Origin of the sequence: Dehalococcoides mccartyi 195 (assembly GCF_000011905.1) — a bacterium.
GTDB lineage: Bacteria > Chloroflexota > Dehalococcoidia > Dehalococcoidales > Dehalococcoidaceae > Dehalococcoides > Dehalococcoides mccartyi.
In genome coordinates this window covers 637,835-660,932 of sequence record NC_002936.3, presented here as the reverse complement: position 1 = coordinate 660,932, position 23,098 = coordinate 637,835, and the positions used below count along the sequence as shown (strand labels likewise).

Here is a 23,098-nt window from a genome sequence, read left to right as displayed (position 1 = left end):
GAAGAAAGGTTTATATGGCCACTGGAAACGAATTAAAGAAAAGCTGCATCATCCAACAGGAAAACGGCCTGTTTCAGGTCATGGATATCCAACATGTCAAGATGAAACACACTGCCCTGCTCCGTCTGAAACTCAAAGACATACGGGACGGGCATACTATGGAACAAACCTTTCAGTCAGACGAAAAGTTCAATCTGGTAAATCTGGAATACCGCCATATGCAATTTTTATATAATGACGAAAACGTTTACCATTTTATGGATGATAAAACTTTTGAGCAGATAGCTCTAAATAAAAGTGTCTTGGGTGACGCTGTCAACTACCTGCTGGAAAACGGCAGTGTCAGGGTAATGACCTTTCAGGAAGAAGCCATCGGGGTTGAGCTGCCGGCATCGGTTAACCTGAAAATTGCCCATACCGAACCGGGTTTTAAGGGTGACACCGCCGCCACCACTACCAAACCGGCTACTTTGGAAACGGGACTGGTGGTACAGGTGCCCTTATTTATAAATAACGAAGACCTAATCAGGGTAGACACCCGCAGCGGCCAATATCTGGGAAAGGCAACCAATTAGTAATGTTAAAAGCTGATTTACACGTCCATACCAATTATTCTATGGACTCAAATACCAAACCCGAAGATTTGATAAAGAGGTGTCTTGAAAAAGGCATAAACTGCATTTCTGTGTGTGACCACGGCACAGCCGAGGGAGCTTTAATGCTGGCTAAAAACAGCCCCATCAAAATAATAGTCTCTGAGGAAGTGCTTACCCCCCACGGAGAGATTATGGGTATGTTTCTCAAGGAGAGCATACCCAGCGGAATATCAGTAGACGAATGTGTATCCCGGATAAAAGCCCAGGGCGCTCTGGTCTGCATTCCCCACCCTTATGACAAGCTAAGGGGTTCGGCTCTGATAGATTCGGAACTGGAAAGGCTGGCTTCCGAAGGGAAAATAGACGTGCTGGAGGTATTTAACTCCCGCACCCTGCTGAACGGAAGCCTTAAAAAAGCCCGCAAACTGGCCAAACAGTATGACCTGCCCACAAGTGCCGGCACAGATTCCCATACCCTGCCCGAAATAGGCACTACCTACGTTACCATGCCTGATTTCAATACCCCCAAAGAATTTATAGCCGCCCTCAGGCAGGGGCGGATAACCGGCCGCCAGAACCGCATGGTACGGATACGGGCGCTGATTCGCAAACTTTCCAAATATATCAAACCGGAGAAATAAGCATGTTTGAACTGGGCTGGTTTTCAACCGCCAGAGGCAAGGGGTCACGCAATCTGCTGACTGCCGTACTGGACAGCATCCAAACGGGAGAGCTTAAAGCCAAAATAAGTTTTGTCTTTTGCAGCCGCGACCCCGGCGAATCAGCCGAAACAGACGCTTTTTTTGAACTGGTAAAAAGCCATAATATACCGCTTATTACCTTTTCCTACCAGAAATATAAGGCCAAGGTAAACGGCAGTGACGAAACTCCCGGCGGCAGCCTGCCCCAGTGGAGACTGGACTATGACAGCGAAGTCTTAAAACGCCTTAGGCCGTATAATCCCCAGTTATGCGTACTGGCCGGCTATATGCTGATAATGGGGCCGGAAATGTGCAGCCGGTATAACATCATCAATCTGCACCCCGCCACCCCCTGGGGACCAAAAGGCACCTGGAAAGAGGTCATCTGGGAGCTTATCCAGCAAAAGGCTGCCGAGACCGGGGCTATGATACATTTGGTAACACCTGAACTGGACAGAGGGCCAGTGGTCAGCTATTGCCGCTTTTCTATTCAGGCAGAGGCCTTCAAACCGCTGTGGGATAGTATTTCAGGGCGGACGGCAGCTGAAATAAAAGCGGAAGAAGGGGAAGAAAATGCCCTCTTCAAAGCTATCCGCCATCAGGGCACTATCCGTGAACTGCCGCTTATAGTCCGCAGTATAAAAGCCATAAGCGAAGAGCGGGTTAATATATGCAAGGGACAAATTACGGATAACCGCGGCCAGGCCATAGCGGGATACGACCTGAGCAGCGAAATTGACCGCATAATTCAGGGGAGAGAATGATATGACTGCTTATCGTCTTGAGGCTATCGGCCTGGGGGCGGTGCATGTGGACCATATATACACTGTGGAACAGATACTCCATGACGGAGAATGCGTGGTTACTGAATCTGCCTCGTTTCCCGGCGGTTCGGGTGCCAATACCATACACGGGTTATCCCGTCTGGGATTAAAATGCGGCTTCATAGGGGCCGTGGGAAATGACCCTGACGGCAATCTGCTGATTAGTGATTTTGAAAATGCGGGTATAGATAACCGTTACCTGTTAGTAAAAAATGAAGCCCAAACCGGCTCTGTGGTTTCGCTTAGCGAATCTTCAGGACGCCGCTCAACTTACGTCAATCCCGGCGCCAATAACTACCTTGACCTTTCTGATGTAAATCTGGAATACCTAAGCCAGGCCAAGCTGGTGCATATGTCCACCTTTTTTAACCAGAATGAGTTTGCCCTGTGCCATGAAATAGCGGAACGGCTGGCACCGGATATACTTTTCAGTTTCTCACCGGGGTCTCTTTTTGCCGCCCAGGGGATTAAAAAGCTTGCCCCCATACTTTCCCGCACCAATGCCCTTTTTACCAACCAGCAGGATATAGAAAAAATGACCCAGAAAAACTATCAGCGGGCGACAGATATGTGTATCCGCAGCGGGTGTGAACACGTGGTAGTGACTTTGGGTGAGAGCCGCCGCTTCCAGCGAAAAGGCAAAATAACCCTGCAGACTTACATACGGGACAAAGACCACGAATGCCATATGGAGTCAACCGTCAGCCTCAGGAAAGATATCCGCACAGTAGTGGATACAATCGGCGCGGCAGATGCGTTTACTACAGGTTTCCTGTTCGGGCTTATGGAAGAAAAGCCTATTGAAGAATGCGGTTTGCTGGGGGATATTTCTGCCCGTTTCTGTATAGGCAAGCTGGGTGCCCGCTCAGGCCTGCCTGACCTTGAGGCGCTGAAGGAGCGCTTTGGTATGCACTATTTTACCAGCTGATTCATTATCTGGCTGAAAGAAAAACGCCCCCTCTGTTACGAAGGGGCGTTTTTCTTTTAGATACGAAACAACCGGTTATTAACTATTTGTTTTCGGGTTTCTGCAAAATCTCATCTATCAGGCCGTATTCCACAGCCTGCTGGGCATTCAGGTAATAATCACGGTCACTGTCATGGATAATTTTTTCCATAGGCTGGCCAGTGTGTTTTACCAGGATATTCCTGAGGATATCCTGCTGGCGCATAATCTCACGGGCGGCAATTTCAATATCTGAGGCCTGTCCCTGAGCACCCCCCATAGCCTGATGCATATGGATGGTGGCATTGGGCAGAGCATAGCGTTTCCCCTTAGCACCGGCACACAGCAAAACTGTAGCCATGGAAGCCGCCACACCCACGCAAATGGTGGACACTTTGGGCCGGATAAGCTGCATGGTATCATACATGGCAAGGCCGGCAGATATTACGCCGCCGGGGCTGTGAATATAAAGGCTTATGTCCTTGTCAGGGTCTTCACGGTCAAGAAACAATAGCTGGGCAATAACCAGATTGGCTACCTGGTCATTTATTTGCGAACCCAGAAAGATAATCCTTTCCTTTAGCAGCAGAGAATAAATGTCAAAGGCGCGTTCGCCTCTGGCGCTGCTTTCAATAACCATAGGTACTACGTTTTCAGGGCTTATCATTTATCTGCCTCCTCTGTTTTTTCACCTTCATCAGATTTAGGTTCAACAGCCTCAAGAGCTGGCTGGAGGGCTATTTCATCTATAAAGGCCATGGTCTTACGGGCCGTAAGGAGCTGAATAAGACGATCTCTGGTATCCGGCTTATTGTAAAAAGCTTTTTCTTCTTCTTTTTTATCACCGGAATCCTGGGTAAGCCTTTCAATTTCGGCATCTACTTCTTCGTCACTGGGTATCAGATTTTCAGTAGTGGCCAGTTTGCCCAGGGCCAGCGAAGATGCCACCCGCTGCTCAGCCAGAGGGCGGTACCGCTGCTGCATATCTGCCGGACTCAGCTGGGAAAGCGTAGCCCGGAATTCTTCAGGGCTCTTTATAGTGCTTTGCAGACGCTGCAGCTGCTGTTCAATTATCTGGTCCAGCTCTGTTTCCACCATAACTTCCGGATAATCTATTTTACTCATTTTTATCAAAGCTTCAACAATCTGGTCTTCAAACTTGGCCTGAGCCTGGTCATCCTGTCTTTCCTGCATATTCTCCCGGATACGCTGGCGAAGCTCAGCCAGAGTATTGAATTCAGGGTTTAATTCGTGGGCAAAGGCATCATTCAGTTCAGGCAGTTTTTCTTCCCTGATTTCCTGAATGGTAACCTTGAAAGCAGCTGTCTTACCGGCAAGTTCCGCCCGGGCATGGTCTTCGGGGAAAACTATGGAAAACTCTTTAGGTTCGCCCACTACCATATCTACCAGATGCTCACCGAAACCGGGGGCGGGATAAATAGCTTCTTCTCTGACAGAATACTGCATATCCTCACGGTTCAGATAAGGTTCGCCGTTCAGGGTACTCTCAACTTTCATAAGCAGCATATCACCCATTTTAACAGGGCGCTCCGCTTTTTCCCAGGTAGCTCTCTGGTGGAGTACTTGGTCTATAACGGTATCAATATTTTCTTCGGTAATTTCCACCTTTTCTTTAGCGGCTCTTATGGTTTTATAATCACCCAGTTCCACTACCGGAGGCAGGGGTATGCGGGCGGAAAATACAAAAGGTTCGGTGGTGACCATGGCTATCTTGGGGGCGGCAAAGGGTTTTATTTCCTCATCATCATTTATAGCCTGCTGGCAGGCTTCGGGGACGATATCATCCACTACCTCATCCAGCATTTTTTCACGGCCGAGGTATTTTTCAAACACGTCTCTGGGGGTTTTACCCTTGCGGAAACCCGGAATTTCCACCTTTTTTACCAGACGGCGGTAAGTTTTGGACAGACCCGCCTCAACTTCAGCCGGATCCATCTCTACCGTTATGCTGGCCTGGCAGCCCTCTATCTTTTTATCTGTTACTTTCATGGCACCTCAATCTAAAAAACTATTCTTTTTCCGTTTGAATACGGATATGTAAATCCCTTATTTGCTTGTCATCTACCACTGACGGAGCCCCAAACAGAAGGTCCTGAGCGGCCTGATTCTTGGGGAAGGGTATGACTTCACGTATGGAAGTTTCCCCTGCCAGCAGCATTACAAAGCGGTCTATACCGGGGGCAACACCTCCATGGGGGGGAGCCCCGAATTCAAAAGCTTCCAGCAGGTGGCCGAAGCGTTCATCTATCTGCTCGTTATTATACCCCAGCAGATGGAATACTTTCCTCTGCAGGTCTGCCTGGTGGATTCTGATACTGCCGCCGGCAATCTCATAGCCGTTGCAAACCACGTCATAAGCCCGGCTGCCTACCCTGGCGGGGTCGGTATCCATAAGGGGCAGGTCAGACTCAAGCGGAGCGGTAAAGGGGTGATGAACCGAATCCCAGCGTTTGCCTTCCTCATCCCACTGGAAGAGAGGGAAATCTACCACAAAGGCAAAACTGAGTTCATTTTTATCACATAAATCAAGCTTTGCAGCCAGATGGTTTCTCATTTCACCCAGTACGCTGTTCACCATTTTACGGGCACCGGCCACAATCAAAATAAGGCCACCCGGCTTAGCCCCGCTGCGTTCGGCTATGGTTTTGATTTCTTCCAGAGTAAGGTACTTGGCAGATACCGATTTAACCATTTCCATAGTCAAATCTTTAAGCTCCCCGCTTTCCGCACCCAGTGAAATGGGTACCAAACCGGCCGCCCCGTACTTCTTAGCCAGATTTATCAGTTCTTCCTGCTGGCTCTTGTTGTACCCGCCGCAACCGGGAGCGGAAATGGCTTTGATAGCTCCGCCCTGGGCAGCCACATTTTTAAAAACACCGAAAGCCGAAGAAGCGCCGATATCGGTAATATCTGCCAGTTCCATACCGAAGCGAAGGTCAGGCTTGTCACAGCCGTATTTCTCCATAGCATCAGCAAAGCTGATACGGGGAAACTTTTTATTATATTTCATATCCGGGCGGACACTGGCTACCAGCCCGGTAAACAGGTCTTCCATGAGCTGCATCATATCATTTTCGTCAACAAAGCTCATTTCCATATCAAGCTGGGTAAATTCCGGCTGGCGGTCTGCCCTTAAGTCTTCATCACGGAAACAGCGGGCTACCTGATAGTATTTTTCCATACCCGCCACCATAAGCAGCTGTTTTAACTGCTGGGGAGACTGGGGCAAGGCAAAAAACTGCCCCGGAAACAAGCGGGAGGGAACCAGATAGTCACGCGCCCCCTCAGGCGTGCTTTTAATCAGAATGGGGGTTTCAATCTCTATAAAACCCCGGTCATTTAAAAACTGCCTCATAAAGCTGACAGTTTTATGGCGGATAATCAGGTTGTTTTTCATGCCCTGGCGGCGTATATCCAGATAGCGGTACTTGAGCCTTAAGCTCTCGTCCACCTCTACCTCTTCGTTAATATAAAAGGGCGGGGTTTTGGCTGTATTTAAGATTTTGGCACCTTCCGCCACCACTTCCACCAAACCGGAGAGCATACGGCTGTTTTCCGTACCGGCCGGGCGGTGGCTGACAGTGCCTTTTACCTGCAGGACATATTCACTCCGCAGTTCTTTACCGATATCCAGACAGGCAGCGGACTGTTCGGGGTTAAATACCACCTGAACAATGCCTTCCCGGTCACGAAGGTCAATAAATATAACCCCGCCATGGTCTCGGCGGCGGTGTACCCAACCTGCCAGAGTAACTTCAGTGCCAATATTTTCCTGAGTTAAGGCACAGCTATGAGTTTTAAGCATGCGCACCTTCTAAATTTAGTCAAGACAATTAGAAAAGATTATATCCTATACATTGTGTTTGTTCAAACGCTGAAAGCTATTTTTTTTCGTATTCGCCCAGCAAAAAATCCACCTCATCCAGCAGGCATTTTACAGCCGCCTCGCCGAAAGCACCCGGCTCTATATCCAGTATTACCCGGCTGTCCTTACGTTCAGACCCCATTACATACACACTGGCACAGGCAGCAGAGCTGTTTTTCACCCGGCTGAAGACCATAGTTCCTTTGAAAATGAAATCTGAAGAAGAGTCGGTTACAGAGTAATTGTCACTGCTGGCACTTTCCAGATGCCCGCCATGTTTGGTAATTAAGTCTTTAAGGGTATCAAAAAGAAGCTCAGGTTTTAGGCGGCTGTATATTTTCCGGTACTCCATGCAGGCCTTCCTCCTTTAGAAACTGTGCAAAACGGTTAACAATATTTTTATCCCTTACCAAGGCAAACTCTATGCCGTACTGGTGCTTTAGACGGTACGGCACACAGCAGCAGCGGCAGCAGTTGCAGATAGAATAAAAATGCTCTTTGCAGTGTACCAGGGTGGTCATCAGCCCGGCCTGCTGGCAGGATATAATAACCTCCAGTGCCTGCTCACGGCTGATGGGCTTAAACTTTCCAAGTGTATCCCGGTAGACATGCCCGCCCGCCCCTATTATAATCTCCGCCATAACCGGGGCATCACAGTTTTTAAAAACCTCACGGCAGCTGCACGGGCCGAGATAAATATTTTCGGACATGTCCAGTATCTCTTTGGCTTCGGACAGATTCAGCAAATACCCGCCATGCTGTTTGCGGGCATAATGGTTGGCATATTTCTTTACCAGACCGCCTGCAAGCGGCCAGCGGCTGAGTGATGCCAGACGCATATACCACTTCAGAAATGACTTCTGGCGTTTGCCGTAAAAGGGCAATAGTTCGTGCATTTTTTTATTATACCAGAACCGGCAGGAAAAGCCTTTCGTATTACCATTTTCTATACTTAAATCATTGCAAAAAAGGGGCTGTCTGATATACTGGGTTCAGTACCTTTTAAAGATTTTACGGGGAGTATTTTGACTATAAATAACCGCAAATCACACTTAAAAGACCTTGACCCCGGCCTGATGAAAGACTGGGAAATAGCCGAAAAGGCCGAAGAATTCCTGAAACCGTCAAAAATGCTGGCCGAGGAACTGGGCCTGACCGAAGATGAAATAATCCCCCACGGCAAATATGTTGCCAAAGTGGATTTTGCCGGGGTACTTACCCGCCTGAAAGACAGACCAAACGGCAAGTATATAGATGTAACCGCCATTACCCCCACCCCGCTGGGTGAAGGTAAAAGCACCACCACTATGGGGCTGGTGCAGGGGCTGGGAAATCTGGGCAAGAAAGTAACCGGAGCAATCCGCCAGCCTTCCAGCGGCCCCACCTTTAATATAAAAGGCTCGGCAGCCGGGGGAGGACGCTCCCAGTGCCTGCCGCTTTCACCCTTTACTCTGGGGCTGACCGGGGATATAGATGCTGTTACCAATTCCCACAATCTGGCCATGGTCGCCCTTCAGGCCAGGATTCAGCACGAAGCGAATAATACAGATGAATTTCTGTCCAGCCGCAGTTTAAAACGGCTGGATATAGACCCTGCCAGAGTGGAACTGAAATGGGCAATAGACTTTTGCGCCCAGTCCCTCAGGGAAATCATAATGGGTATAGGCGGTAAAACAGACGGCTACCAGATGCACTCCGGCTTCGGCATATCCGTAAGCTCCGAGGTGATGGCCATACTTTCGGTTTTTACCGGCTTGGCAGACCTGCGGGAACGCATGAGCAAGATAATTGTAGCCTACCGTCAAAACGGCGAACCGGTTACCACCGCAGACCTTGAGGTAGACGGCGCCATGACCGCCCTGCTCCTTCGGGCGGTAAACCCGAACCTGCTTCAAACTATAGAAGGCCAGCCGGTGTTTGTCCATGCCGGGCCTTTTGCCAATATTGCTATCGGGCAGTCATCTATTGTGGCTGACCGGCTGGCACTTAAACTGGCTGATTACCATGTGACCGAAAGCGGTTTCGGGGCGGATATCGGTTTTGAAAAGTTCTGGAATATAAAGTGCCGCTTAAGCGGCTTAAAACCGGATTGTGCAGTTATTGTGGCTACGGTCAGGGCTTTAAAGATGCACGGCGGCGGGCCCAAAGTAACTCCCGGCGCCCCCCTTGACCCTGCCTATACCACTCCCAATGCGGCGCTGGTGGAAAAGGGCTGCCAGAATATGCTTGCCCACATCCAGACCGTAAAAACGGCAGGCATAAACCCGGTGGTCTGCATAAACCACTTTGCCGCAGACACAGCTCAGGAAATAGATATTATCCGCCGCACAGCCGAGCAGGCAGGTGCCAGAGTAGCTGTTTCCTATCACTGGGCAAACGGCGGTGAAGGGGCAGCCGAACTGGCCGAAGCAGTGATAGATGCCTGTAACGAACCTAATGACTTTCACTTCCTTTACCCCGAAGATATGCCGCTGAGGGAACGGATTTATACCATTGCCCGTAAGGTTTACGGGGCAGACGGCGTTTCCTACACCCAGACAGCCTTGGAAAAACTTGCCCGCCTGGAAAACACGGGCAACACCCAGTTTATGCCCAGCTGTATGGTCAAAACCCACCTCAGCCTCTCGCATGACCCCGCACTTAAAGGACGCCCCGGCGGCTTTACCCTGCCTATACGTGATATACTCACCTATATGGGGGCAGGCCTGGTAGTGCCGGTGGCGGGGGATATCAAACTTATGCCCGGTACTTCGTCTGACCCCAATTTCAGGCGGATAGATATAGATACTCACACCGGCAAGGTTAAGGGCCTGTTCTAAATTGGTCTAATCTGTTTAAAGCTGATAAAATAGTAAGATGACCGAGAAGAAATTTAGCGTCTGCTTTGAGCCCGGCCATAAAATTATAAATGGCCAGAAGGGGGACAGCCTGCTTGATTTGGCTATTGCCGCCGGAACAGGGCTATGTGCCTCCTGCGGGGGCGAAGGCGTATGCGGACGCTGCCGTATAAAACTGGTGGAAGGCGAACTGGAGTGCGAAGACCACCTCCAGATAAGCGCTGAAGAGTTTGCCCAGGGAATACGGCTGGCCTGCCAGAGCCGTCTTATATCAAACGTAACAGTGGAGATTCTGGCCGAATCACGTTTTGATACCGCCCTAAGCGGTGATACTATAAGCTGCACCCTGCAAAGCCAGCCTGAACCTGCTGAAAATAAAGCCGTTTTGCCTCTCCGAAAGGTTTTTCTGAAACTTACCCCCCCGTCCGGTACGGATAACGCAAGTGACCTTGCCAGATTAAAACGTTTTCTTAAACCTGTGTGTCCGGCAGAGCCGGATATAGATTATCACCTGCTTTCGGGTCTTTCCGAAACCCTGCGGGAAAATAACTGGGAAGTAAGTGTGAGTTTGCTTAAAACCCCCGGCGGGGAAAAGATAATAAATATCCAACCGGGAGACCAGACTAAGGCAACATACGCTTTTGCTTTTGATATAGGCACTACCGGTGTCCGCGGACAGCTAGTGGAGTTTACCGAATCTAAGGTGCTGGCACAGGCAACCGAATATAACGGTCAGATACCCTTCGGGGAAGACGTTATCAGCCGGATAAACTATGCTGCCAGAGAGGGCGGTCTTATTCAGCTTCAGCGGGCAGTAGTAAACACCCTTAACAATCTGGGTAACGCCATGCTTTCCGAATACGGACTTACCGCGGAGGATATTTCGTTTGCAACCATAGCCGCCAATACCACCATTACCCAGCTGCTTTACGGGCTTGACCCCAAACACCTCAGGCTTGCCCCGTACGTACCCGCGGCAAATGAGCTGCCGCTGATACCTGCCCGCCATATAAATCTGAGCATCTGCCCGCAGGCATATATATACACCCTGCCCTGTGTTGCCAGCTACGTGGGCGGTGATATAGTGGCCGGAGTAATAAGCACCAATATCCCCCGCCGGGAAGGTTTGGTGCTGTATATAGATATTGGCACCAACGGGGAAATAGTAGTTGGTAACAAAGACTTTATGTTAACTGCTTCCTGCTCTGCCGGGCCGGCTTTTGAGGGCGGCGGCATAAAAAACGGCATGCTGGCCAAACCGGGGGCGGTAGAAGATATTGAACTGGATACCCAAAATTTTGAACCCAAACTTAGCATTATAGGCGGCGGCAGTCCCAAGGGCATCTGCGGTGCAGGTCTTATAAATACGGTATCCGCCCTGCTCAAATGCGGCCTGCTGGGGCAAAACGGCAAATATAACTCAAATATTAAAACCAACCGCCTTCGCAAAGGTGCTGACGGCTGCGAATATGTACTGGCCTTTGGCCGCGAATTCGGGCAGGGACAGAATATAACCCTTTCAGAGGTAGATATAGACAACCTTATCCGGGCCAAGGCTGCCATGTATGCCGGTTACCAGACACTGCTGGAAAGTGCTGGCGCCGGTTTTGACAACCTTGAAAAGGTGATTATTGCCGGGACTTTCGGGGCCAAACTGAATATTAAAAAAGCTATCAATATAGGCTTGCTGCCCGAACTTCCCGAAGAACGTTTCATTTTTGTAGGCAACGGCTCTTTGGCGGGTGCCAGGTTGTGTGCTTTTGATGCCAATGCCCAAACACAGGCCGCTGCCGCCGCCAAAATGATGACCAATGTAGAGCTGTCTGAAAGCACCAGCTTTATGGATAACTATATGGCGGCCATGTTCCTGCCTCATACCAAATCCAGTGATTTCCCTGAGGTATATGCCGCTTTAAGTAAATTTAACGGAGGCAATACTTGACCTATACTATTGCACTGGCAGGCAAGGGCGGGGTAGGCAAAACATCCGTTTCCAGTCTGATTATACGCCAGCTTTTAAAAAACTCTCTCACCCCGGTGCTGGCGGTAGATGCTGATGCCAACGCCAATCTGGGGGAAAGCCTGGGTTTAGACGTGCCGCAGACTGTGGGCGGGCTGATAGCCAGCTTTAACAATGTAAAATTAAACCTGCCGCCCGGCATGACCAAAGAAGCTTATCTGGAATATCAGCTGAATACCACTCTGGCGGAAAGCACAGGGCTGGATATGATAAGCATGGGCCGGGGCGAAGGTGATGGCTGTTACTGCTACCCTAACAGCATCCTGCGCAGTTATATAGACAAGCTCAGCCAGAACTACCGCTATGTGGTTATGGATAACGAGGCCGGTATGGAACACCTGTCCCGCCGCACCACCCAGAATGTAGACCACCTTTTTATAGTATCTGACCACTCGGTCAAAGGGGTGCGGACACTGGGGCGGATACGCCAGCTGGTAGATGAAATGAAACTTAATGTCAGCCAGATTTCTGTTATTATAAACATGGTCACCGGAACGCTTGACCCGCGTCTGGAAGCAGAGATTAATAAACTGGGCATAGCCTATACAGATACCGTGCCGGCAGATGAAATGATACGTGAATTTGACCTGAAGCAAACCCCCCTGCTTAAATTGCCTGACAACTCTCCGGCAGTGCAGGCAGTGGCCAAAATACTTTCAACCCGGCTTGGCATTAAAAACCGTACAGAGGTATCAGAATAATGAGCGCACATATTATAAACGGCACAGAAATAGCCGCCGCCATCCGCGAAGAAATACGCAGTGAAGTAACTGCACTTAAAGCCAAGCACGGCATAGTACCCGGTCTGGCCACCGTACTGGTGGGAGATGACCCTGCTTCGCACTCTTATGTAGACTCCAAAATAAAAATGTGCCAGAATCTGGGTATATATTCAGAGCATCACCCGCTGCCACAGAGTGCCACCAATGAGGATTTGCTGACCCTGATAGCCAGGCTGAATGCAGACCCCAAAATAAGCGGTATTCTGGTACAGGTACCCCTGCCCGTCCAGATTTCGGAAAATCTGGTCTTAAATGCCATAAATCCGGATAAAGATGTAGACGGTTTCCACCCGGTAAACGTAGGCAGAATGTGCCTGGGTGAACCCTGCTTTTTGCCCTGCACCCCCCACGGCGTTCAGGAACTCTTAATCCGTTCGGGCATAAAGATAGAGGGCACCCATGTAGTTATAGTGGGGCGGAGCAATCTGGTCGGCAAACCGCTGGCCAATATTCTGCTCCAAAAAGCCCCGGGGGCAAACGCCACAGTCACTATCTGCCACAGCGGCACTAAAAACCTGCCGCTGATAACTTCGCAGGCAGATATACTGGTATCCGCCATGGGCAAGCCCAAATTTATCACCGCAGATATGGTCAGGCAGGGCGCGGTGGTGATAGATGTAGGCACAACCTGTATAGGCTACACACCCGAAGGCAAGCGGATACTTTCCGGTGATGTTGATTTTGAAGCCGTCAAGGAAAAGGCCTTTGCCATTACCCCCGTACCCAAAGGTGTAGGTCCTATGACTATTATTATGCTTATGCTAAATACCCTGACCGCCGCCAAAAGGGCTGCCGGTCTGGTAAAATAGACAAATACTTTTAACCCCCTCATGGAGGAAAGTTTATGGCATTTGAAATACCCAAAATAAACTACAACGGCCGTATCAAGGAAATAACCCTGGGTGAAGGGCCGAAAGCCGTCACTGTAGGCGGTGAAACTTCCATGCCCTTTTACCTGTTTGAGGGGGAAATGCCCCGCAAACCTAAAATAGCCATGGAAATACAGGACACCCCGCCTGAAGATTGGCCGGAAGATGTTTTAAAGCCCTTTGGGGATGCAGTCAATAACCCGGTCAGCTGGGCTAAAAAATGTGTTGATACATACGGGGCGGAGCTTATCTGCCTTCAACTGGAAAGCACTGACCCGAACGGGCTTGACCGTTCTGCCGAAGAATCTGCCAAAATTGTCCGGGAAGTGGCAGATGCCGTGGATGTACCCCTGATAGTCTGGGGAACGGCTAACCATGAAAAGGACACCGAGGTACTCCGCAAGGCAAGTGAAGCCTGCCCTGATAAAAAGCTTATACTGGGGCCGGTGGAAGAGGGTGACTATAAGAAAATAGCCGCCCAGGCCATGGCCTATAAACATACTATTATCGCTTCGTCACCCATAGATATAAACTTGGCTAAACAGCTTAATATCCTGCTGGGCAATCTGGGCGTACCCGCCGAAGGGCTTATTATGGACCCCACTGTCAGCAGCATAGGATACGGCATAGAATATTCGTATTCGGTGATAGAACGCATCCGTCTGGCGGCGCTCACCCAGCAGGACGAACGTCTCCAGTACCCCCTTATCTGCAATATCGGGCGGGAAGCCTGGAAAACCAAAGAAGCCAAAATACCCGAAGCGGAAAGCCCGGAAATGGGCAATACCGAAAAACGGGCTATTATGATTGAAGCTATGTCCGCTGCTATTTTACTTATTGCCGGGGCGGATATACTGGTAATACGCCATCCGGAATCCATGCGGCTGGCGGGTGAACTGATAGACGAACTTAGCTAACCCCGCCCGCGTAATGCACTTACAGGTAATGCCCTGATTATCAAGGAGGGACATGAAAAATGAGTAATACAGTAGCCGAAGCTTCTATAAATAGCGCCAGAAACATAGTAAATGCCAGTTATAAAATATTTAAACAAGAACTAGCCGCAAACTGCCCTGATACAGCAGTAGGTTTCCCGAATACCGCCTATTTCCTGCCGGTTATTTACGGCATACTGGGTATTCAGGTTGAAAAACTGTCTGATATGGAGGCCGTTTTTGATAAATGCTTCAAAATGCTGCCTCCGCCGGAGGTAAAAGCCGAAGAGATAACCGAGCTGGGTGCGGTGCTGGAGGCCGGTCTGGCCACCCTGTTTGCAGAGGAAATGCTGGAAGCTCTGCGTTATCTGAGCCAGCCGGAATATTACACCAATACCGAAGACCCCACCCCGGATAATATCTGGCTGGGTGCGGCTGATGATATTATTCTGCGTAAACGCGGGGTAGAGTTTGTAGACGGCACCGCCCCCGGTTTTGCCGCCATTATAGGTGCGGCACCTGATAACGCCACGGCCGAAAGCATAGCCGCCGAGCTTCAGCAGAAAAACCTTTATACGTTTATGTGCGGTGAATCTCAAGGCAAGCGTTTTGCCAGCCAGCTGGCTGATGCCGGGGTTGAGCTTGGCTGGACACCCCGTCTGGTTTCCTTCGGGGATGAACCCACCGCCGCCATCTTTGCCTTCGGCTTTGCCGTCAGGGTAGCCCTGTCATTCGGCAATGTAGAGCCGGGCAACCGGGCCAAACTGTTTGAATACAGCCAGGAGCGCATAAAGGCCTTTGTTATGCCGCTGGGAGATATAAGTGACGAATGGTATGCCAATGCCGCCGGGGCGCTAAATTTCGGCTTCCCCATAATTGCGGACAAATCCGTGCTGCCCATTCTGCCGGGGGTAGATACGGTTGATTCAGTGCTGGCAGGCATACCTTATGACCGTATTGTCTCCAAGGCTATGGACGTCCGGGGAATAAAAGTAAATATAACCAAAGTGCCTGTTCCGGTGGCTTACGGCCCTGCCTACGAAGGCGAACGGGTACGGGGTGAACAGATATATCTGGAATGCGGCGGCGGACGCACCCAGATGGTAGAGCTGGTAACAACCGCCGGAATGGATGATGTTACCGACGGCAAAATAGAACTGTTCGGGCAGGATATAGCAAATGTGCCCGAAGGCTCCCGCCTGCCGCTGGCTATAGTGGTAGAAGCAGCCGGACACAAAATGAATGAAGATTACGAACCTATACTGGAACGCCAGATACACCACCTCCTGAACTACGCCCAGGGTGTTATGCATATCGGCCAGAGGGATATAGCCTGGCTGCGTGTAAGCAAAGGCGCAGCCGCCAAGGGCTTTTCCTTAAAGCATATCGGCTCTATTCTCCATGCCAAACTGCATCAGGATTTCGGCGGTATAGTAGACAAAATACAGATAAAACTATATACCACCCCTGAAAAAGTGGCCGAGATAAGCGGGCAGTCCAAAAAGATTTATGCCAAACGGGATGAACGCATTGAGGGTATGACTGACGAAAATACCGAGACTTTTTATTCCTGCACCCTCTGCCAGTCATTTGCCCCCAGCCATGTCTGTATAGTCAGCCCAGAAAGAACCGGGCTGTGCGGGGCTTACAACTGGATGGACTGCCGGGCTTCCAACGAGATTAATAATTTAGGGCCTAACCAGCCGGTAAACAAGGGGGCAGTTATTGATGCCAAGCTGGGGCAATGGTCAGGTATAAACCAGTTTGTAGAAAAAACATCCGGCGGGGTGGTCAGCCATTACAATCTTTACAGCATAATCCATGACCCCATGACCACCTGCGGCTGCTGCGAATGTATTGCGGCCATACTCCCCCTGTGCAACGGGGTTATGACCGTAAACCGGGAATACGCCGGTATGACCCCCTGCGGTATGAAATTTACTACTCTGGCCGGGACTATCGGCGGGGGCATTACCACCCCCGGTTTTCTGGGCCACAGCAAATACAATATTACCCAACGCAAATTTATCTCCGCCGAAGACGGACTGCTCCGGCTGGTCTGGATGCCCAAATCTCTGAAAGACGAGATACGGGAACGGTTTAATGCCAGAGCCGCCGAACTGGGTATACCGGATTTACTGGAGCGGATTGCAGACGAAAGCGTAGGCACTACCGAGGAAGAAATACTCCCCTTCCTTGAAGCAAAACAACACCCGGCGCTGACCCTTGAGCCACTTATCTAGAAAGGAGCCCGTTTGATATTATGTCACCTACCGGTATAGAGATTTATAAATTTTTGCCCCGAACTAACTGCGGCGAATGCGGCGTACCCACCTGTCTGGCATTTGCCATGAGTCTGGCAGGAGGCCGGGCTGAACTTTCTGCCTGCCCTTACGTTTCGGAAGAAGCCAAACAGAAGCTGGAGGAAGCTTCCGCCCCCCCGGTCAGGACAGTGAGCATAGGTACAGGTGATTACTCTTTTAAAACCGGCGGCGAAACTGTCATGCACCGACATGAAAAACGCTTTGAGCACCAGCCGGGTATTGCCCTGCTCATCTCAGACAGCCTGAGCGAGACGGAACAGGATGCCAAACTGGCCGCTTTCACCCGTTTTCAGTACAAACGGGTGGGTGCTATCCTGAAGCCGGATATGCTGGCACTCAGGGCAGACAGCGGCTCAGGTGAAAAATACCTGAAGCTGGTCAAACTGGCCGCCGGAAAATGCCCGGCCAGCCTCATGCTGATGTGTGCTGATACAGCCGTACTTGATGAATCTTTGAAGATTTGCGCTGAACGCAAACCGCTTCTTTACGCCGCCACAGCCGAAAACAGCAGCGAAATGGCAGAGCTGGCTAAAAAATACAACTGCCCGCTGGTAGCCAAAGCGGCTAACCTGGCAGATTTGGCTGACCTTAGCGTCAAGCTTCAATCACTGGGAATAAAAGATATTGTGCTTGACAGCTCTGCCGAAAATTTAAAACAGGCCTTATCTGACAATGTTGCCATAAGGCGCTCAGCCATTTTGAAAAAGTTCCGCCCCATGGGTTTTCCGGTCATCAATTTCCCCGGCCAGATGACCCAAGACCCCATGAAAGAATCACTGTTTGCCGGCATACTGACTGCCAAATACGCCGGTATACTGGTGCTGTCTGACTTTAGCGGCGAAACCCTGTTCCCTTTGCTGGTAACTCGTATGAACCTTTACACTGACCCCCAGCGGCCTTTGGCTACTACCGAGGGTATTTATGAAATAAACAACCCGGATGCCAATTCACCGGTCATACTCACCTGCAATTTTTCGCTGACATATTTTATTGTCTCCGGTGAGATGGAAAACAGCCGCGTACCCTGTTACCTGATGATAAAAGACACCGAAGGGCTTTCGGTCATGACCGCCTGGGCGGCAGGCAAATTCGGGGCGGATACAATCGGTAAATTTGTAAAAAACAGCGGTATTGCCGCTAAAATCAACCACCGCAAGCTGATTATACCGGGCTACGCCTCAATGGAAAGCGGTGGCTTGGAAGAAGAGCTGTCCGGCTGGGAGATAATGGTCGGCCCGCGTGAAGCCGCCCATATACCGGCCTATTTAAAGCAGTTTAAACCCTAACATAAACCGGAGGGTTAAATGATAAATTCAGGAGAAGGTTTCCGCCTGCCTGACCAGCGCAATTTTGAGCTGGCCACCCAGCGCACCCTTGAACTTAACCGCAGCCGTTTTCTGGCCACGCAGGATTTTAATAAGATATGCCAAAACTCAGGTGCGGTATTCCAGCCGCCCTTTATCCAGCTGGAATATTTCGGGTTTAAGGTAAAGGTAGACACCCGAAACGCAGCCGTAACCAGCCCTGATACAGACCTGTCACTGCGTGAAGAAGCCCTGATACTGCATTACCTGCTAAAGGCAGACAGGACACCAGTTCTGCACGAACAGATAAGCTTTAAAGAACTGCCCGAAGGTGCCAACTACCAGCCTGTTTTCTATAACAGGGTGCTCAAAGGGCTGATAGCCCTTTATACCGCAGATAAGGCTAAACTGAGCTTATCCGCTCTGTCACTAGGCGGTAAAAAAACAGACCAGGCTGATATGAGTTTCTTATTTCAAGCCCTGCCCCGACTGCCCCTCTGGCTGGTATTCTGGCAGGGAGACGATGAATTCCCCCCGGAGGGTAATATTATCTTTGACCGCTCCATTTCACACTATCTGGATACTGAAGCCATTACCGAAATCTGCCAGAACCTTGGCCACAGGCTCAGCCAAAAAACCCCTTGAAGATATGCCGTCTGATAAATGCGTTGAAGCAGCCCAGTCCTGAGTATATAATTAGAACGAGGGAAATGAAATGCAAACTACCCAGATGATAAAGGTGCTTTTGGCAGATGACCACGTAATTGTGCGTGAGGGCACGCGTGAGCTTATCCAGCGCGAATCCGGCATGATGGTCGTCGGCGAAGCCTCAGACGGGGTTGAGGCAGTGGAAATGTCCATGAAGGTTCACCCTGACGTAGTTGTTATGGATATTGCCATGCCCCGCTTAAACGGGATTGAGGCCACCAAGCAAATAAAACAGCTTTTGCCCACCACGGCTATACTTATACTTACCGCCTACGAATCTGAGCAATATATTTTGGCCATACTGGAAGCAGGCGCAGCCAGCTTTCTGCTGAAAAATGTTAAAGGTACTCAGCTGCTGGAAGCTATCCGGGCTGTATATGCCGGAGAATCAGTACTTCAGCCCTCTACCACCCGCCGGGTTATTGACCAGCTGATTAACAAAGCCACTAAGACAGAAGAGGTTTCAGCCGTAAACCCGCTGACCGACCGCGAGATAGAAGTGCTTAAGATGGCCGCCCGGGGGGTCAGCAACAAAGATATAGCCGACCAGCTTTATTTATCCAACCGTACCATTCAGACCCATCTCTCCAATATTTTCAAAAAGTTATCCGTAGGGTCGCGGACTGAAGCTATTCTCTACGGGCTTAAACGCGGCTGGTTTATTATGGAAGATTTGCCCTAGAACTTGATATTACCCTATGAAAAAAGTATTTAGTTTCTTCTACAGCCAAATCCGCCGCCTGCCCAGATTATTTGCCAATGTGCATATCTGGATACTGATACTACTTTTTACCGGCGGTTTTTTCCTGCATTACCCCCAGTTACTGCCCTTTATAGGCCAGATAGAACCTGATTCTTTTCTGTACCTGACCCGCCATTCGGTAGGACGGCTTATAATGCTGCTGCCGGTTACCTACACCGCTCTGGTATTTGGCTTAAGACCGGGCCTTCTCTCCCTGGTACTGGCTATTGCTATTATTATTCCGAATATTTTCGTAACTGATACGGTCACCCCTGATGATATTATTGAAATTATCGGCATTATTATCATCGGGCTGGTGGTAAACCTCTGGCTGGAAAGCTATGAGACTGATAAAAAACACCGCCAGCAGGCTTACCTCAAAATGGAAACAGCCCAGCGCGAACTTCAGCGTATGCAGCAAAACCTGCGTTTTTATCTTAAACAAATCACTATAGCCCAGGAAGACGAACGCCGCCGTATTGCCCAGGAGCTGCACGATGATACCGCTCAGGACCTGATTGTCATATCACGAGCCATAGACCGCTTTGTTACCCAAAACCCCAATCTGGGCGAAGACAATCTGGCTGAACTGGAAGAGCTGCAGAACCATGTAAACCGCACCTTAAGTGAAGTCCGCCGCTTTGCCCAGGATTTACGGCCTTCGGTACTAGATGATTTGGGGTTGATTCCGGCTTTGGAATGGCTGATACCTGACCTTTCAAAGCACTTCGGCATAAATATTGATATAGATGTAAACGGGGAAATCCGCCGTTTTGCCCCCGAAACCGAACTGGTGTTATTCCGTATAGTCCAGGAGTCATTGCGTAACGTAGGCAAGCACGCTCAGGCAACCAAAGCCTGGGTTTATATAGACTTCGGCAAATACAAAGCCATCCCTGACCATAAAAGATAACGGCAGGGGGTTTTTGCTGCCGGAACGGGTAGGAGATTTGGCCGCTCTGGGCAAACTGGGACTGACCGGTATGCAGGAACGGGCACAGCTTATTGGCGGGCGGCTCTCCATCCAGTCCAAACCGGAGGTAGGTACCATGGTAACAGTAGCCGTACCAAATTCCGGCAACCTGGAGGATAATGAGGTTTAAAGCCTGATGCCAGTTTCGGGCCGCCTTGACAGCAAATGAACCTCAAAGTAGTATTAAAAGAGACAGGAATATACACTAAGGAGAAACAAGATGGTAATGGAAATAACCGACCAGAGTTTTGCGGCCGAGGTACTAAAATCAGATAAACCCGTGCTGGTAGATTTTTGGGCACCGTGGTGCGGCCCCTGCCGCATGGTAGCCCCCATAATAGACAAATTATCTACTAAATACGAAGGCAAGTTTAAATTTTGCAAGCTGAATGTAGATGAAAATAAAACTACTGCCGCCCAATACCGGGTTATGTCCATACCTACCCTGCTGTTTTTCAAGAGCGGTCAGGTAGCTGACATGGTGGTAGGTGCAGTACCCGAATCTGCCTTAAGCCAGAAGATTGACCAGTTACTCCAGAAGTAAATTTTTTAATACCCTATAAACAAAAGCCCCCGTCTTTAGCGGGGGTTTTTCATATTCTTTTTACTATAAAATTGCCCCTAGCGGAGCAAAGGCTTAACCTGCATGGGCAGTCCGGCCACCATAAGGTACACATATTCCACATATGCACCCAGCATCTGGTTTGCCCTGCCCAGCAAATCCCGGTAAATTCTGGCCATGGCATTAGGGGGGATAAGCCCCGCACCCACGTCATTGGTCACCACAATAAATGACGCACCCGTCTTTTCCATAGCTTTTATAACATCGTTTATTTCTTTTTTAACCGCCGCATCCAGATAGTCAGCCGCATCACCGGTAAGCTCATCACCATGTTCAAGCATATACCGGCACATTATGTTATTTACCAGCAGGGTAATGCAGTCCAGTATAATCACATCGGCATTTTTCCCGTGAGCGCTTATTTTTTCACCCACCCCCAGACTGGCCTCTATAAGACCCCACTCAGGCGGACGGGCCTGCTGATGCCGCAGGATACGGGTTTTCATTTCATCATCACCGGCTTCGGCTGTTGCCACAAACACAATATTGCCACCTATGGATTTGGCCAGTTCCTCCGCATAACTGCTTTTGCCGCTGCGGGCACCGCCGATAAGTAAATAATTCATTTTAATGACCCTCCGGTATTATAAAAACGCCCTGCCTGAACAAAAGTTAAAAATCAGCCCAGATGGGATTTATCGTTCAGTTTTTCCAGTATAGACCCCTCGGGATAAATATCCAGAACAGTTACCGAGCCAACACCCAGCGTAAACTGCCACCAGTGTTTGTAATCAATGCCCAGAAAATGGCAGATAAGGATACGGAAAACACCCCCGTGCCCCACCAGTAATAAAGTCTCATCCTCCCGGTGCTTGGAGAGCATTTTTACAAATTTAACAACCCGCTGGGCAAAATGTTCCATGCCTTCCCCGTCCGGGAAATGCACGTCAAAACTGCCCTCAGCCCATTTCTGGGCAATATCCGGGTAGCGTTCTAAAACATCATCGTAGGTAAGGCCCTCTACCCGCCCGAAATCTATTTCCTTCAGGTCATTATTTTTATTGACTGAAAGAGGCCGCCCGTAGGCAATGGTTTCAGCAGTTTCCATGCAGCGTTTAAGAGGGCTGGAATAAATGGCATCTATCCTGACCGCAGACAAATATTCCCGCAGGGAGTTAGCCTGAGCATGGCCGGAGTCTGAAAGGCCGATATCACTATGCCCCCAGTAACAGCGGCAGTTATCTGTTTCGGTCTCCCCGTGACGCACCAGTATCAGTTTCATGCTATAAACTCCCTCTATTTCAGCTGAAATACCCGGACAAGGCCACTATAAATATCAGCGCCGCTACCTCGGTAAACTCGTTAATTGAGCCGTAAGTATCCCCGTTTAGTCCGCCAAGCCTGCGTCTGAAGAAAGATGCCAGATACATAATCAGCAGCCAGCTGCCGAACATAGCCAGCAACCCTGCCCAGCCACCCAGTATTACACAGACTGCCAGACAGAAAATGGTAGCAAGCCACAAGCTGGCTTTTGCAGACCCGCCCTTAAGCTCTTTGCCCAAACCCTGTGACCTGACATACGGGTAACAAACCACCGCATAGACCATAGCCCAGCGGCTGATTACAGGAAACAGGATAAGCCCGGTTATGAAACTGCCTGAAGGAAGGCTAACGATAGCGGCAAACTTTGAAAGTAACAGGCAGATTGCCGCAAGTACCCCGATAGCCCCCACCCCCGGCAAATGCATTACCTCCTGGGCGCGTTCAAAGGACTTGTGGCCGGCGGCAATACCGTCAAAGGTATCTGTCAGGCCGTCAAGATGCAAACCGCCGGTAATCACCACCAGGCTTACTGTCAGCAAAGCGGCCGTAAGTACATCCGGTAAAAAAAGGCTGAAAACCCAGCCCAAAACGGCCAGTATCAACCCGACAATTAAACCCACCAGGGGGTAGAAGCCAAGTGAGCGGGCAAAATCCAGATGTGACTTCTCCCCCTGCCAGTCTTCTTTCAGCCAGGGTACAGGTATATTGGTAAGAAAGCGGAAAGCCGCTAAGAATGAACCCATATATATTTCCTCAAACCGGGATT

General features: G+C 49.9%; 24 protein-coding genes. 16 read left to right on the top strand and 8 right to left on the bottom strand.

The genetic code is table 11. The features are described 5' to 3' along the window. The first annotated feature begins 14 nt into the window (after positions 1–14). The 4 genes from efp to DET_RS03720 are packed head-to-tail and all read left to right on the top strand — an operon-like array spanning position 15 to position 3,049. Positions 15–575 (top strand): elongation factor P, encoded by a 561-nt coding sequence (gene efp / locus DET_RS03740; RefSeq protein ID WP_010936456.1) that lies wholly within the window; start codon positions 15–17, stop codon positions 573–575. Positions 576–577: 2 nt separating this feature from the next. Beyond that, on the top strand, positions 578–1,237 hold the full coding sequence (locus DET_RS03735; protein ID WP_010936455.1) for a PHP-associated domain-containing protein: 660 nt from the start codon (positions 578–580) through the stop codon (positions 1,235–1,237). A gap of 2 nt (positions 1,238–1,239) precedes the next feature. After that, a complete protein-coding gene (locus DET_RS03725) occupies positions 1,240–2,061 on the top strand; it encodes a phosphoribosylglycinamide formyltransferase (RefSeq protein WP_010936454.1) in 822 nt (273 codons plus the stop codon). Between the two features lies 1 nt (position 2,062). Then, positions 2,063–3,049, top strand: a complete 987-nt coding sequence (locus DET_RS03720) for a carbohydrate kinase family protein (RefSeq protein WP_010936453.1) — start codon at positions 2,063–2,065, stop codon at positions 3,047–3,049. A gap of 82 nt (positions 3,050–3,131) precedes the next feature. Here DET_RS03720 and DET_RS03715 read toward each other — a convergent pair whose 3' ends face one another. The 5 genes from DET_RS03715 to DET_RS03695 form a co-directional block, all read right to left on the bottom strand. After that, positions 3,132–3,734 (bottom strand): ATP-dependent Clp protease proteolytic subunit, encoded by a 603-nt coding sequence (locus DET_RS03715; RefSeq protein ID WP_010936452.1) that lies wholly within the window; start codon positions 3,732–3,734, stop codon positions 3,132–3,134. Further along, entirely contained in the window at positions 3,731–5,077 is a 1,347-nt protein-coding gene (tig, locus tag DET_RS03710; protein ID WP_010936451.1) for a trigger factor, read from the bottom strand. The genes DET_RS03715 and tig overlap by 4 nt, the downstream gene beginning before the upstream one ends. 19 nt (positions 5,078–5,096) lie before the next feature. Beyond that, positions 5,097–6,893: an aspartate--tRNA ligase gene (gene aspS, locus DET_RS03705; RefSeq protein ID WP_010936450.1), complete on the bottom strand. Its 1,797-nt coding sequence runs from the start codon at positions 6,891–6,893 to the stop codon at positions 5,097–5,099. Positions 6,894–6,969: 76 nt separating this feature from the next. After that, positions 6,970–7,305 (bottom strand): hypothetical protein, encoded by a 336-nt coding sequence (locus tag DET_RS03700; protein WP_041223348.1) that lies wholly within the window; start codon positions 7,303–7,305, stop codon positions 6,970–6,972. Beyond that, a complete protein-coding gene (locus DET_RS03695; protein WP_010936447.1) occupies positions 7,268–7,849 on the bottom strand; it encodes a hypothetical protein in 582 nt (193 codons plus the stop codon). Before DET_RS03695 ends, DET_RS03700 begins: the two co-directional genes overlap by 38 nt. 129 nt (positions 7,850–7,978) lie before the next feature. Here DET_RS03695 and DET_RS03690 point away from each other — a divergent pair, with 129 nt between their 5' ends. From DET_RS03690 to trxA, 12 genes are all read left to right on the top strand, one after another. Beyond that, complete coding sequence (locus DET_RS03690) at positions 7,979–9,772, top strand: formate--tetrahydrofolate ligase (protein WP_010936446.1); 1,794 nt, start codon at positions 7,979–7,981, stop codon at positions 9,770–9,772. A 37-nt stretch (positions 9,773–9,809) separates the two neighbouring features. Continuing rightward, the gene (locus DET_RS03685) at positions 9,810–11,732 is read left to right on the top strand and encodes an ASKHA domain-containing protein (RefSeq protein ID WP_010936445.1); all 1,923 of its coding nucleotides are present in this window, start codon (positions 9,810–9,812) and stop codon (positions 11,730–11,732) included. Next, positions 11,729–12,511: an AAA family ATPase gene (locus DET_RS03680; protein ID WP_010936444.1), complete on the top strand. Its 783-nt coding sequence runs from the start codon at positions 11,729–11,731 to the stop codon at positions 12,509–12,511. Before DET_RS03685 ends, DET_RS03680 begins: the two co-directional genes overlap by 4 nt. Beyond that, entirely contained in the window at positions 12,511–13,401 is an 891-nt protein-coding gene (locus DET_RS03675; RefSeq protein WP_010936443.1) for a bifunctional 5,10-methylenetetrahydrofolate dehydrogenase/5,10-methenyltetrahydrofolate cyclohydrolase, read from the top strand. The genes DET_RS03680 and DET_RS03675 overlap by 1 nt, the downstream gene beginning before the upstream one ends. 35 nt (positions 13,402–13,436) lie before the next feature. Continuing rightward, on the top strand, positions 13,437–14,378 hold the full coding sequence (locus DET_RS03670) for an acetyl-CoA decarbonylase/synthase complex subunit delta (RefSeq protein WP_010936442.1): 942 nt from the start codon (positions 13,437–13,439) through the stop codon (positions 14,376–14,378). Positions 14,379–14,437: 59 nt separating this feature from the next. Then, positions 14,438–16,639 (top strand): acetyl-CoA decarbonylase/synthase complex subunit alpha/beta, encoded by a 2,202-nt coding sequence (acsB, locus tag DET_RS03665; protein ID WP_010936441.1) that lies wholly within the window; start codon positions 14,438–14,440, stop codon positions 16,637–16,639. Positions 16,640–16,659: 20 nt separating this feature from the next. Beyond that, a complete protein-coding gene (gene acsC, locus DET_RS03660; RefSeq protein ID WP_010936440.1) occupies positions 16,660–18,006 on the top strand; it encodes an acetyl-CoA decarbonylase/synthase complex subunit gamma in 1,347 nt (448 codons plus the stop codon). A gap of 18 nt (positions 18,007–18,024) precedes the next feature. Next, positions 18,025–18,669 (top strand): DUF3786 domain-containing protein, encoded by a 645-nt coding sequence (locus tag DET_RS03655; RefSeq protein ID WP_010936439.1) that lies wholly within the window; start codon positions 18,025–18,027, stop codon positions 18,667–18,669. 70 nt (positions 18,670–18,739) lie between these two features. Continuing rightward, entirely contained in the window at positions 18,740–19,414 is a 675-nt protein-coding gene (locus DET_RS03650) for a response regulator transcription factor (RefSeq protein ID WP_010936438.1), read from the top strand. A gap of 16 nt (positions 19,415–19,430) precedes the next feature. Next, positions 19,431–20,387, top strand: coding sequence for a sensor histidine kinase (locus tag DET_RS03645; RefSeq protein ID WP_234943842.1), 957 nt, complete (start codon positions 19,431–19,433; stop codon positions 20,385–20,387). 13 nt (positions 20,388–20,400) lie between these two features. After that, positions 20,401–20,577, top strand: a complete 177-nt coding sequence (locus DET_RS08775; RefSeq protein ID WP_234943841.1) for a hypothetical protein — start codon at positions 20,401–20,403, stop codon at positions 20,575–20,577. Between the two features lie 90 nt (positions 20,578–20,667). Beyond that, positions 20,668–20,991, top strand: a complete 324-nt coding sequence (gene trxA, locus DET_RS03640; protein ID WP_010936436.1) for a thioredoxin — start codon at positions 20,668–20,670, stop codon at positions 20,989–20,991. A 77-nt stretch (positions 20,992–21,068) separates the two neighbouring features. Here trxA and cobU read toward each other — a convergent pair whose 3' ends face one another. From cobU to cobS, 3 genes are read right to left on the bottom strand one after another with little or no spacing between them, the layout of a single operon-like run. Next, entirely contained in the window at positions 21,069–21,635 is a 567-nt protein-coding gene (gene cobU / locus DET_RS03635) for a bifunctional adenosylcobinamide kinase/adenosylcobinamide-phosphate guanylyltransferase (protein ID WP_010936435.1), read from the bottom strand. A 53-nt stretch (positions 21,636–21,688) separates the two neighbouring features. Beyond that, positions 21,689–22,291: an alpha-ribazole phosphatase gene (cobC, locus tag DET_RS03630; RefSeq protein ID WP_010936434.1), complete on the bottom strand. Its 603-nt coding sequence runs from the start codon at positions 22,289–22,291 to the stop codon at positions 21,689–21,691. Between the two features lie 19 nt (positions 22,292–22,310). Beyond that, complete coding sequence (cobS, locus tag DET_RS03625; RefSeq protein ID WP_010936433.1) at positions 22,311–23,075, bottom strand: adenosylcobinamide-GDP ribazoletransferase; 765 nt, start codon at positions 23,073–23,075, stop codon at positions 22,311–22,313. Between the last annotated feature and the right edge of the window lie 23 nt (positions 23,076–23,098).